Source organism: Streptomyces rubrogriseus (assembly GCF_027947575.1).
In the GTDB taxonomy this organism is placed as follows: Bacteria; Actinomycetota; Actinomycetes; order Streptomycetales; family Streptomycetaceae; genus Streptomyces; species Streptomyces rubrogriseus.
Genome location: NZ_CP116256.1, coordinates 7549401 through 7561462, shown reverse-complemented (window position 1 = coordinate 7561462; position 12062 = coordinate 7549401). Strand labels below are relative to the sequence as shown.

Annotated in this window: 11 protein-coding genes; 7 read left to right on the top strand and 4 right to left on the bottom strand. The window is 72.6% G+C overall.

Going from position 1 to position 12062, the window contains the following annotated elements; all coding sequences use genetic code 11:
* Positions 1-34 precede the first annotated feature (34 nt).
* A complete protein-coding gene (locus Sru02f_RS33870) occupies positions 35-1885 on the top strand; it encodes a GMC oxidoreductase (RefSeq protein ID WP_109034306.1) in 1851 nt (616 codons plus the stop codon).
* Between the two features lie 490 nt (positions 1886-2375).
* Here the strand turns inward: Sru02f_RS33870 and Sru02f_RS33865 are convergent, their stop codons facing one another.
* Positions 2376-2663 (bottom strand): chorismate mutase, encoded by a 288-nt coding sequence (locus Sru02f_RS33865; RefSeq protein WP_162495231.1) that lies wholly within the window; start codon positions 2661-2663, stop codon positions 2376-2378.
* A 354-nt stretch (positions 2664-3017) separates the two neighbouring features.
* On the opposite strand from Sru02f_RS33865, the gene guaA reads away from it, so the two are divergent.
* The gene (guaA, locus tag Sru02f_RS33860; protein WP_109034307.1) at positions 3018-4598 is read left to right on the top strand and encodes a glutamine-hydrolyzing GMP synthase; all 1581 of its coding nucleotides are present in this window, start codon (positions 3018-3020) and stop codon (positions 4596-4598) included.
* A gap of 3 nt (positions 4599-4601) precedes the next feature.
* Here the strand turns inward: guaA and Sru02f_RS33855 are convergent, their stop codons facing one another.
* Positions 4602-5087, bottom strand: a complete 486-nt coding sequence (locus tag Sru02f_RS33855; protein ID WP_174855182.1) for a pyridoxamine 5'-phosphate oxidase family protein — start codon at positions 5085-5087, stop codon at positions 4602-4604.
* A 127-nt stretch (positions 5088-5214) separates the two neighbouring features.
* Here Sru02f_RS33855 and Sru02f_RS33850 point away from each other — a divergent pair, with 127 nt between their 5' ends.
* From Sru02f_RS33850 to Sru02f_RS33840, 3 genes are all read left to right on the top strand, one after another.
* On the top strand, positions 5215-6018 hold the full coding sequence (locus Sru02f_RS33850; RefSeq protein WP_109034311.1) for a class II aldolase/adducin family protein: 804 nt from the start codon (positions 5215-5217) through the stop codon (positions 6016-6018).
* 161 nt (positions 6019-6179) lie between these two features.
* Positions 6180-7475: a hypothetical protein gene (locus Sru02f_RS33845; protein ID WP_109034313.1), complete on the top strand. Its 1296-nt coding sequence runs from the start codon at positions 6180-6182 to the stop codon at positions 7473-7475.
* A gap of 149 nt (positions 7476-7624) precedes the next feature.
* On the top strand, positions 7625-8152 hold the full coding sequence (locus Sru02f_RS33840; RefSeq protein ID WP_164272174.1) for a DoxX family membrane protein: 528 nt from the start codon (positions 7625-7627) through the stop codon (positions 8150-8152).
* 9 nt (positions 8153-8161) lie between these two features.
* Here the strand turns inward: Sru02f_RS33840 and Sru02f_RS33835 are convergent, their stop codons facing one another.
* Positions 8162-8389, bottom strand: a complete 228-nt coding sequence (locus Sru02f_RS33835; RefSeq protein ID WP_109034316.1) for a hypothetical protein — start codon at positions 8387-8389, stop codon at positions 8162-8164.
* Positions 8376-9797, bottom strand: a complete 1422-nt coding sequence (locus tag Sru02f_RS33830; protein ID WP_373103648.1) for a PspC domain-containing protein — start codon at positions 9795-9797, stop codon at positions 8376-8378. Before Sru02f_RS33830 ends, Sru02f_RS33835 begins: the two co-directional genes overlap by 14 nt.
* A 190-nt stretch (positions 9798-9987) precedes the next feature.
* On the opposite strand from Sru02f_RS33830, the gene Sru02f_RS33825 reads away from it, so the two are divergent.
* Positions 9988-11280 (top strand): ATP-binding protein, encoded by a 1293-nt coding sequence (locus Sru02f_RS33825; RefSeq protein ID WP_003974180.1) that lies wholly within the window; start codon positions 9988-9990, stop codon positions 11278-11280.
* Positions 11277-12032, top strand: coding sequence for a LuxR C-terminal-related transcriptional regulator (locus Sru02f_RS33820; RefSeq protein ID WP_109034319.1), 756 nt, complete (start codon positions 11277-11279; stop codon positions 12030-12032). The genes Sru02f_RS33825 and Sru02f_RS33820 overlap by 4 nt, the downstream gene beginning before the upstream one ends.
* The last annotated feature ends 30 nt before the right edge of the window (positions 12033-12062 follow it).

Sequence of the window (12062 nt, the reverse complement as noted above, 5' to 3'; positions counted from 1 at the left end):
GCCCACCACCGCCCGTTCTCAACGAGGAGAGCACGTGTCGCAGGAGAACTCTGTCCAGACCCGGGACGAGAACGGGTACGACTACGACGTCCTCGTCGTGGGATCCGGCTTCGGCGGCTCCGTCTCCGCCCTCCGCCTCACCGAGAAGGGCTACCGCGTCGGCGTCCTGGAGGCCGGCCGCCGCTTCACCCGGGAGTCGCTGCCCAAGAACTCCTGGGACCTGAAGAACTACCTCTGGGCGCCGAAGCTCGGCATGTTCGGCATCCAGCGCATCCACCTGCTCGGGAATGTCATGGTCCTGGCAGGCGCCGGGGTCGGCGGCGGCTCGCTCAACTACGCCAACACCCTGTACGTGCCGCCGAAGCCCTTCTTCGACGACCCCCAGTGGCGCGGCATCACCGACTGGCACGAGGAACTGACGCCGTACTACGACCAGGCCCGGCGCATGCTCGGGGTCCGGCTCAACCCGACGATGACCCCCTCCGACGTGCACCTGAAGGCCGCCGCCGAGCGGATGGGCTGCGGCGACACCTTCCACATGGCCCCGGTCGGCGTCTTCTTCGGCGACGGCGAGGACGCCGACGGCACGGCGAAGGCCGGGCCGGGCGAGCAGGTGCCCGACCCGTACTTCGGCGGCGCGGGCCCCGACCGCAAGGCCTGCAACGAGTGCGGCGAGTGCATGACCGGCTGCCGGCACGGCGCGAAGAACACCCTCAACGAGAACTACCTCTACCTCGCCGAGAAGGCCGGTGCCGTCGTCCACCCGATGACCACGGCCGTCTCCGTCACGGACGACTCGCGCGGCGGCTTCGCGGTCGCCACGCTCCCCACCGACCACAAGAAGCGCGGCAAGGGTGGAAAGCGCGGGAACCGCGGGAAGGACGCGGGCCGCACTTTCACCGCCCGCCGCGTCGTCCTGGCCGCCGGCACCTACGGCACCCAGACCCTGCTGCACCGTATGAAGGCGGGCGGCCAGCTCCCGTACCTGTCGGACGCGCTCGGCGAGCTGACCCGCACCAACTCCGAGGCACTGGTCGGCGCCCAGACCGACGACCGGCGCTACCGCAACGCCACCGGCGAGCCGCGGGCCGACTTCACGCGCGGCGTCGCCATCACGTCCTCCATCCACCCGGACGCCAACACCCACATCGAACCGGTCCGTTACGGCAAGGGCTCCAACTCGATGGGCGGCCTGTCCATCCTCCAGGTCCCCTACGCCGGGCAGACCGCCTCGGGCGCCTCGCGCGTCCTGGGCTTCCTCGGCCACGCGGCCAAGCACCCGCTGCTGGTCCTGCGGTCGCTCTCCAACCGCAAGTGGTCCGAGCGGACCATCATCGGCCTGGTCATGCAGTCCCTGGACAACTCCCTGACCACGCACCTGAAACCGACGGGCGTCGGCAAGGGCCTGCTCACCGCGCGCCAGGGCCACGGCTCGCCCAACCCCAAGCAGATCAAGGCCGCCACCGACGGTGCTTCCGCACTCGCCGCCGAGATCAACGGCTTCGCCGGCTCCAACGTCGGCGAGCTGATGGGCACCCCGCTCACCGCCCACTTCCTCGGCGGCTGCCCGATAGGCGCCTCCCGCGAGACCGGCGTCATAGACCCCTACCACCGCCTCTACGGCCACCCCGGCATCTCGGTCGTCGACGGCGCCGCCGTCTCGGCCAACCTCGGCGTCAATCCGTCCCTGACCATCACCGCGCAGGCCGAGCGCGCGATGTCGTACTGGCCCAACAAGGGCGAGAGCGACCCGCGCCCCGCGCAGGGCGCCGGGTACGAGCGGGTGGCCGCCGTCGCGCCCCGGTCGCCGGCCGTTCCGGAGCAGGCCTTCGGCGCGCTGCGCCTGCCGTTCCTGGAGATGCCGACGGTGCCGCCGAAGAAGTAGCGGACCCGCACCCCCCTCCGAGCGCGGGTCCCCACTCCATGCCTGTTCTGATCGGCGAAGCCTGTGAATGGTTGTCCCCACATTCACAGAATCCTTATGTGGCCTGTGCCACTCGGGAGGGCGCGGGAGGCAGGAAGGGGGAGGGCGCGGGAGGCAGGAAGGGGAGGCGGCGTCGCCGTCGGAGACGGGCTCGCGTCGAATGAGGGACTCGTCCCGTCGGCCGGCCCCGGGCGTCCCCGGAGCCGGCCGTTCTCATGGGTGACCGGGCTGCTGTCCCCTGCCGTCCGGTCACTTCCTGGAGCGAGGTCCCACGACGCACGGCATGATCCGTACGCCTCATCGCTCCAGCGAGCCACGCGTGGTTCTTTCGGGTCCGCCCCTGGCTGACACGGACACCGGGACCAACGAAGCCGCTCGCGTGCCGGTCACGCGCCGTACGGGTGAGAAGGGGCCCGAACTCAGATGCGACCCCCCGGCCGCGTCGCGATCCTCACACCCGCCCGCGACACAGCTCCAGCATCGTCATCGCCAGCGCCGTGCCCGGCTTGCCCAGCGCCTCCCGGTAGTGGTCCAGCACCTCCATCTCGCGGGAGAGGTTCACGCGTCGGCCGCCGGAGGTGATCCGCGCCTCCTGGATGACCGCGGAGACGGCCATCCGTTCCTGGATCAGCCCGATGATCCGGTCGTCCAGGGCGTCGATCCGCTCCCGGGCGCCGGTGATCACGTCGGCGGCCTCGGGGGTGCGGGCGCCGGTCTTGTCTGCTGCGGTGACGGTCATGTCGGTGGCTCCTCGCCGAAGGGTGGCGGCACCCCGGACCGGCACGGTCCGCAAACGCCAGGCGCCCCGGACCTTGTCGGCCCGGGGCGCCTGGGAAGTCGCTTGTCAGTTGCTCAAGCAGCACGACCATGGCAGCCGGTGGGCCGGTTGCCATAGGTAAACAGGAACGCCTGGTGCTTGAGCATGGGCCCAGTATGCCCCGGCGGCGGCCCGTGTCCAAGCCGGTGTCCGAGCCGGTTCGCATGGTGGGACGCCCGGTGGACGGGTGCGGGACCACGGCGGGGTCGGGGCCACCTGCCCAGCTCGGTAGAATCGGGGGCACAAGCCCCCCGCCCGACCGCCGGAAGGCACCCCGTGTCATCAGCGACTCCCGCTGCCGCCGCCCCCGACACCGTCCTGGTCGTCGACTTCGGCGCGCAGTACGCCCAGCTCATCGCCCGTCGTGTCCGCGAGGCGCGGGTCTACAGCGAGATCGTGCCGAGCTCCATGCCGGTCGAGGAGATCCTCGCCAAGAACCCGGCGGCCATCATCCTCTCCGGCGGCCCCTCGTCGGTGTACGAGGCGGGCGCCCCCACCCTGGACCGCTCCCTGTTCGAGGCCGGCGTCCCCGTCTTCGGCATGTGCTACGGCTTCCAGCTGATGGCGCAGACCCTCGGCGGCACCGTCGACAACTCCGGCGCCCGTGAGTACGGCCGCACCGAGCTGGCCGTCTCCAAGCCGTCCTCCACCCTCTTCGAGGGCACCCCGGCCGAGCAGTCGGTGTGGATGTCGCACGGCGACGCCTGCTCCGCCGCCCCCGAGGGCTTCACCGTCACCGGCTCCACGGACGTCGTCCCGGTCGCCGCCTTCGAGAACGACGAGAAGAAGCTCTACGGCGTCCAGTACCACCCCGAGGTCATGCACTCCACGCACGGGCAGCAGGTGCTGGAGCACTTCCTGTACCGGGGCGCGGGCCTGAGCCCCGACTGGACCACGGGCAACGTCATCGAGGAGCAGGTCGCGGCCATCCGCGCGCAGGTCGGCGACAAGCGCGCCATCTGCGGGCTGTCCGGCGGCGTGGACTCCGCCGTGGCCGCCGCGCTCGTCCAGAAGGCCATCGGCTCCCAGCTGACCTGCGTCTACGTCGACCACGGCCTGATGCGCAAGGGCGAGACCGAGCAGGTCGAGAAGGACTTCGTCGCCGCGACCGGCGTGCAGCTGAAGGTCGTGGACGCCAGCGAGCGGTTCCTGGGCGCGCTGGCCGGGGTCTCCGACCCCGAGCAGAAGCGGAAGATCATCGGCCGCGAGTTCATCCGGGTCTTCGAGCAGGCCCAGCTGGAGATCATGCGGGAGGAGGGCCCCGAGGTCGCCTTCCTGGTGCAGGGCACGCTCTACCCGGACGTGGTCGAGTCCGGCGGCGGTACCGGCACCGCCAACATCAAGTCCCACCACAACGTGGGCGGGCTCCCGGACGACATCGAGTTCGAGCTGGTCGAGCCGCTGCGCCAGCTGTTCAAGGACGAGGTCCGGATGGTCGGCCAGGAGCTGGGCCTGCCGGACGAGATCGTCCAGCGCCAGCCCTTCCCGGGCCCGGGCCTCGGCATCCGGATCGTCGGCGAGGTCACCAAGGAGCGGCTCGACCTGCTGCGCGAGGCCGACGCCATCGCCCGCGAGGAGCTGACCGCGGCCGGCCTGGACCGCGACATCTGGCAGTGCCCGGTGGTGCTCCTCGCGGACGTCCGCTCCGTCGGCGTCCAGGGCGACGGCCGCACCTACGGCCACCCGATCGTCCTGCGGCCGGTCTCCTCCGAGGACGCCATGACGGCCGACTGGTCCCGGCTGCCGTACGAGGTGCTCTCCAAGATCTCGACCCGGATCACCAACGAGGTCACGGACGTCAACCGCGTCGTCCTCGACGTGACCTCGAAGCCCCCGGGCACGATCGAGTGGGAGTGACCCTCAGGCGCGCCTGACGGTGCGCAGGGGTCTGCCGGGCTGCCAGACCTCGACGACGAGGTACTCGTCGTCCTCGACGCGGGTGCGCACGACCTCCGTCAGCTCGGTGCGGAAGAGGTGGAACGGCTCCGGCGGTTCCACCTCTCGCACGTATCCGGCCTTTGTCCGCGGGTCCTCGACCTCGATCGCCCGGCCGGTGATCCGCACGTCCCCGCCGCCCATGCCGGTGCCGTCCCCCGGGTTCGCCTGGAGTGCGAAGCGCGGGTCGCGGCGCAGGTCGAGCGCCTTCAGCGAGTCCGGCATCATGCCGAGCCACAGCTCGCCGGTGAGGAACCGCACCTCCAGTCCGGCGGTGCGGGGCGAACCGTCCTTGCGGAGGGTGGCGAGCACGTGGTGCGGGTACGCGCCGAAGCGCGCCTCGACGGTGTCGGCCAGGCCCGGTTCGGCGGCGGCGAAACCGGCCCAGTTCACAGGGGTGCCTGATGTCATACGCCGAGTGTGAACGCCAAAACCGACATCCTCTGTCGCGTATTGGCCCCCGAACCTGTCCTCCCGGCCGCACCGCCGGTAACTTCCGGCACGTAGGGCACAACCGGCGCCGAAGGACAGAGAACACATGCACGGGACGCCCGGGGCCGCCGAGCCCCCGCCGCTGCCCACCGACCGGCTGCGGTTCGCGATGCCGCCCAGGCACGACTCGGTCGAGGACGAACGCCGGCACCGCAAGGAGCGGCTCGCGGGCGCGCTGCGCCTCTTCGGGCGCCACGGGTTCGAGGACGGGGTCTCCGGTCACATCACGGTCCGCGACCCCCTGTACACCGACTGCTTCTGGGTCAACCCCTTCGGCGTGCCCTTCGCGCACATCACGGTGAGCGATCTGGTGCTGGTCAACTCCGAGGGCCAGGTGGTGGAGGGCGGCCACCACGTCAACCAGGCCGCCTTCACGGTGCACTCCCAGGTCCACGCCGCCCGTCCGGACGTGGTCGCGGTCGCCCACTGCCACTCGGTGCACGGGCGCGCCCTGTCGGCCCTCGGCGAGCCGCTCGAACCGATCACCCAGGAGAGCTGCGCCTTCTACGAGGACCACGCCCTGTACGACTCCTACTCGGGCGTCGCCGTCGACGCCGAGGAGGGGCGGCGCATCGCACGGGTGCTCGGCTCCGGCAAGGCGCTCGTGCTGCGCAACCACGGGCTGCTGACGGTCGGCGACTCCGTGGACGCGGCGGCCTGGTGGTTCCTGTCGCTGGAGCGGTCCTGCCAGGTGCAGCTGCTGGCGAAGGCGGCGGGGCGGCCGGTGCCGATCGGCCACCGGCAGGCCGTGGCGACCCGGGAGCAGCTCGGCGGCGACCTGGTGGCGTGGATCAACTACCAGCCCTTGTGGCAGGAGGTCACCCGACGCGAACCGGACCTGTTCGACTGACCGCGTCCGAGGCGGCTCGGGGCGGCGTCAACACGGCGATCCGCGCATCACCGGCGCTGAGCAGACGTTGCGCGGGGCCGCGCGCGGGCGCGGGGCGGGATACGGCACAATTCGCTGTCGTTCCAAGGGACTTAGCGGGTGCGGGAAGGCGGGCGTAGGGCGTGGCGGTGCAGGAGGCGAGACGCGGGAGCGGCTCGGACAGGGACGCGTACGAGGCGGCGCACGGCGGTGGCTGCACCTGCGGGGACTGCCCGCACGGCGCCCGCGAGGGGCACCGCCGGGCGGTCGCCGCCTTCCTGCTGCGGCGGGACGAGTTCGCGGCCGGTCAGGGGCTGCCCGCCGCGGTGGCCCACTCGGCCTCCGCCTCGCGCCAGTGGGTCTCGGAGGAGCTGACCCAGTCCGCGGAGGCCGTCGCCGAACGCGGCCGTGCCGAGGGCGACGCGTGGCTCGCGGCGCTGGGCCGCCGTACGGCGGCCGTCGTGTGGGCCGCTGTCGTCCTGCTGCTGCTCGGGCAGTCGCTCACCGCGGTCGGCACCGGCTGGTCCGCCGCGCGCACCGCCGGACTCGGGGCGGCGCTGGTGGTGGCCGGCGCGCTGACGGCGGCGTCCTGGTTCCACCGGGCCCGGGGCGGGGCGCTGGCGCCGGTCATCGGCGAGGACAACCGCCTGTCCACCTCCCGTGCCGTGGCGGCCGCCTGGGTCCTCTTCATCGCCTACGCCGTACTGGTGCTCGCCGGGCAACTGGCCGTCGCCTCGGGGCACGACCGGCGGGACGCGCTGATCTCCGGTCTCGAACTCGGCCGCGGCACCGGCGCGGTGACCGTGCTCGCGGTGGTCTGCGGGATCGCGGTCCTGGTACGGCGGGTGGTCGGCCTCAGGGTGCTGGGACAGCGGCTGCAGAAGGTACGGGCCGACCGGCCGCGCGCCTCCGACCTGCTGACGGACGACGCGGGCCGCGGGACCTTCGCCGACATCCAGTACGTCGTGATCAGCACCGTGGCCCTGGTGTTCGCGGCGGTACGGCTGGCCCGGCGCCCGGAGCAACTGCCGGACCTGCCCTGGGGCCTCGCGGTGGTGGTGTTGGTGTCGGCGGCGACCTACGTGGCTGGGAAGTACGCCGAGGGCGGCCGGCCGGTGATCCTCTCCGTGGTCCGGGCGCGCGAGGCCGGTGACCTGGACGCGCCGATCCGCACGGGTGACGACATCGAGATCCGTGGGGCGGGCTTCGTGCCGCCGGGTGCGCAGCGGGCGGACCGGCTGTCCCGCATGGTCGTCCGCATCGGCGCGGTCAACGTCCACGTCCCCCTGGTGCCGGTGACGGGCGGCTTCAGCAACCCCACGGACGACCTGCTGACGGTCCCCGTCCCGGCGGACGTGGAACCGGGCCGGGTGGACGTCCAGGTGGTCACGGGCGCGGGTGTGGAGACCAACCGGTACGCGATCGACGTGACGGACTGACACCCCCTGACACCCCGCCCGCCCCCGGTCGCCGACCGGTCGGGGCCGGTGTCGGGAATCCGGGCGCCGAGGGTTGAGCCGGGCCGCCGTGCCGTACGTATGGTCTGGTGAGGGGTCTGGGCACGCGCGGCGAGAGGCGGCTGGCAGTGATGACGCACGGTATGCGGACGGATGCGCACATCTCACCCGGGAGCGGGGGCGACTGGCGGGACCACGCCGCCCGGTACGCCCTCCTGCCCCTGCGGATCTTCCTCGGTGTCACCTTCGTCTACGCCGGACTGGACAAGCTGACCGACAGCGCCTTCATGAAGGACTCCGGCGCCGGTTCCGTCGGCGACATGATGCGCACCGTGCGGGACTCCTCGGCCGTCCCCGCCCTGGTCGACCTCGCCCTGAAGAACCCGCCCGGTTTCGGCTACGCCATCGCGCTGGGCGAGCTGGCCGTCGGCATCGGCACCCTGCTCGGGCTGCTCACGCGCCTGGCGGCGCTGGGCGGTGCGCTGATCTCGCTCAGCCTGTGGCTGACCGTCAGCTGGGCCTCCGACCCCTACTACTACGGCAACGACCTCGCCTACCTGATGGCCTGGCTCCCTCTCGTCCTCGCGGGCGCCCCGCTGCTGTCCCTGGACGCCCTGCTGCGTACCCGGCGCAGGCGGCGGACGGGCGGATACCGCTAGGTGGTACCGCTAGGTCCCGTCCGGCGGCGCCGTGTGGAGCTCCGCGCGGCGCCGGTGCGCGGACCGGGCCACCATCCCGACCACGGCCGCCAGGCAGAGCCCGCCGTTGACGACGGGGACCACCACGAACCACGGCGTCTGCCAGAGACCGCCCGCGTCGCCCGCGTAGATGACGCCGGCCAGCATCAGGAAGACACCGGCCACCAGACGTCCGGGCTGGAACCTATGACGCAGCACGGGACACCTCCGCCTGCCCGACGCCGACCTGGAGGTCGAGGTCGAGCGTGCCGGAGTTCTCGGCGCCCTCGGCGGGGGGCAGGGTGATCTCCTTGCGCTTGCCGGGTGCCACGTCCACGTCCTTCTCGTTGTCGCCGGGCAGCTGGATGTCGCCCACCCCCACCTCGACCGTCAGCCGCACGGTCACGTCCGGCGGCACGACGACCCGTATTCGGCCCATGCCCACGTCGGCCCTGGTGGTCACCGTCTGCCCCTCGGCCAGGTCGAGGCGGGACAGGTCGAGGGTGCCGCTGCCCGTGCCGAGGTCGTACTGGTCGCGGACGTCGGCGGCCACCACGGGCTTCCAGGTGGTCCGCACCCATTCGGTGCCCACGTTCTCCGGGACGGCGGCCGACCCGGCCAGCAGGCCCGCCGTGATGACGGCCAGGAAGATCGAACCGGCTCCCGTGCGCCCGAGGAAGGAACTGACCGCGATTCCGAGGCCGAAGACCGCCAGCGCGCACGCCAGGCCGGTCTGCAGACTCGTGCCGAGCGGGTGGTCGTCCCAGGTCAGCCGGGTCCCGAGGAAACCGGCGAGCAGGGCCAGGAGGAAGACCCAGCCGCCGATGCCGCGGGGGCCGCGGGTCTGCGGGGACCAGGAGTGCCGGTCGCCCGCGGTGGCGCGGTCGCGGCGCCCCGGGATGCCGCGGCCGATGTTGACGGCCGCCGCGATGTCGCGCTCCGCGGAGTCCGGCGGGCCCCACATGTAGCCCGTCCCGCCGTCGTGGGTGCCGTCCTTGACGATGGGGTCGCGCCACCAGGAGGGCCAGGTGTACATGATCGGCGGTGCCTTGGCCTCCGGCGGGGCGTCCGCCACGGCCTGCGCCGACAGCGGGTCCGGTTCGGGGGCCCTGCGGTGCCGCGACCAGTACCCGGCGCCCGCGAGGAGCAGGGAGAGGACGACGGCGAAGGTCAGCACCCCGCCGTTGCGCAGCATGGTGAGGAAGACGCCGCAGCCGACCAGGGCGAAGAGCACCGCCGCCAGCGCGTGGCCGTCCACCCGGCCGGTCAGCAGCTTGCGCACCTCGTTCTCCTCCTCGTCCTCGTAGGGGACGAAGAGCCAGGCGAAGCCGTAGAAGATCAGGCCGATGCCGCCGGTCGCGGAGAGGACCGCGAGTGTGATCCGGAAGATCACCGGGTCCAGGTCGCACTGCCGCCCGAGGCCGGCGCACACTCCGGCCAGCGACTTGTGCCGCCGGTCGCGCCGGAACCGGTGCGGCGGGGCGGGGGCATCCGTGCCGCCGGCGTCGCCCGGGCTAGCCGCACCGGCATCCGCGGCGGGCGCGGCATCCTGCGGCCCGGCGCCCCGCGGGGGGCGCGGGCCGGAGCCGGGTCCCGGACCCGTCGCGGCGTGCTCGTGATCGGTCATGAGTCCATGGTGACGGGCGCGGCGCCGTGACGGCAGCCGGTTCGACCCTGGTCGGACCCTGATTTCGGCCCTGACTCCGTGCCCGGGGAGCGTTCGAGCCCCGCGCCGCCTTCCGTGGCCCGAAGATCAGGGGCGAGTGGGGGAACGACCCTGATGCCCCGGCTCCCGCACCCGTGTGAATATCGGTGTCATGCCGGAAGCCGCAGCAGCACCCGTCGTCGAACCGCGGCCGCCGCGCAAGCTCTACCGCAGCAGCGACGGACGCTGGCTCGGTGGGGTGGCGCGGGGGCTCGCCGGGCATCTCGGGCTGCCCGTCGTCTGGGTCCGGTTCGCCTTCGTCGGCCTGTTCATGGCCGACGGCCTGGGCGCGCTGCTGTACGCCGCCTTCTGGTTCTTCGTGCCGCTGGGCGTCGGGGGAGTGGAGGCACAGAAGCCGCCGTCCCTCGTCACCTCCGAGACCGGCCCCGACGGCCGCCGCAGACTCGTCACGCGCAAACCGGACAAGGGCCAGATAGTCGCCCTGCTCCTCATGGTCGTCGTCGCGCTGGTCTTCGTGGGCAACGTCGACCTGGGCGGCGGCGCCAAGGCCTACCTCTGGCCGACCGTGCTCGTCGGCGCCGGCGTCGCCCTCGTCTGGCGCCAGGCGGACAACGCGCGCCGGGCCCGCTGGGCCGAGGTGGGTCGCCATCGCCGCACGGTCACCCTGCTGCGCTCGGTGGGCGGCGTCCTGTTGGTGACGGCCGGTGTCACCGGCATCTTCGTCCTCCAGGGATCCGCCGCCCACCTCGGCTCCGTCCTCCAGGCGGCCCTGGCCGTCCTCGTCGGCATAACCCTCCTCGCCGGGCCCTACCTGGTGCGGATGACGCAGGACCTCTCCGAGGAGCGGCTGATGCGCATCCGCGCGCAGGAGCGCGCCGAGGTCGCCGCCCACGTCCACGACTCGGTGCTGCACACCCTGACCCTGATCCAGCGCAACGCGGAGAACGCGGGCGAGGTGCGCCGCCTGGCCCGGGCCCAGGAGCGTGACCTGCGCTCCTGGCTCTACAAACCCGAGGGCAACGGCAAGGACGAGGACGACGAGCCCACCACCCTCGCCGAGGCCGTGAAGCGCAACGCCGCGGAGGTCGAGGACAAGCACGGCGTCCCCCTCGAGGTGGTCGTCGTCGGCGACTGCCCGCTCGACGAGCGGATCAGCGCACAGATGCAGGCCGCGCGCGAAGCGATGGTGAACGCGGCCAAGTACGGTGGCGAGGGCGGCGCCGTACAGGTCTACGCCGAAGTCGAGGGCAGGACGGTCTTCGTGTCCGTCCGGGACCGCGGTCCCGGCTTCGACTTCGACTCGATACCCGCCGACCGCATGGGCGTCAGAGAATCGATCATCGGCCGCATGGAGCGCAACGGCGGCACGGCGCGGCTGCGCGCGGTGCCGGACGGCGGCACGGAGGTCGAACTGGAAATGGAGAGGGCGGAGAAGACGTCATGAGCGACCCGACCGAGGCGAACGGAACGGCGGGAACGGCGGGGGCGGGCGAGGCGGCCGGGCCCGCGCAGCCGGCCGGTGACGGCGCGGGGGAGCGCCGCGTACGCGTGGTGCTCGTCGACGACCACCGCATGTTCCGCACCGGCGTCCAGGCCGAGATCGGCCAGACCGCCGTGACCGGGGTCGAGGTCGTGGGCGAGGCCGCCGACGTCGACCAGGCCGTCACCGTCATCACCGCGACCCGCCCCGAGGTCGTCCTCCTCGACGTCCACCTCCCCGGCGGCGGCGGGGTCGAGGTACTGCGCCGCTGCGCCCCCCTGATGAGCGACACCGAGCGGCCCGTCCGCTTCCTCGCCCTCTCCGTCTCGGACGCGGCGGAGGACGTGATCGGGGTCATCCGCGGCGGCGCCCGGGGCTACGTCACGAAGACCATCACCGGCACGGACCTGGTCAACTCCGTCTTCCGGGTCCAGGAGGGCGACGCCGTCTTCTCCCCGCGCCTGGCCGGCTTCGTCCTCGACGCCTTCGCCTCCACCGACGCCCCGCCGGTCGACGAGGACCTCGACCGCCTCACCCAGCGCGAGCGCGAGGTGCTGCGCCTGATCGCCCGCGGGTACGCCTACAAGGAGATCGCCAAGCAGCTCTACATCTCGGTCAAGACCGTCGAGTCCCACGTCTCCGCGGTGCTCCGCAAACTCCAGCTGTCCAACCGGCACGAACTGACCCGCTGGGCGACGGCACGCCGGCTGGTGTGACCGACGGACGGCGGCGACCGCATGCGGTTC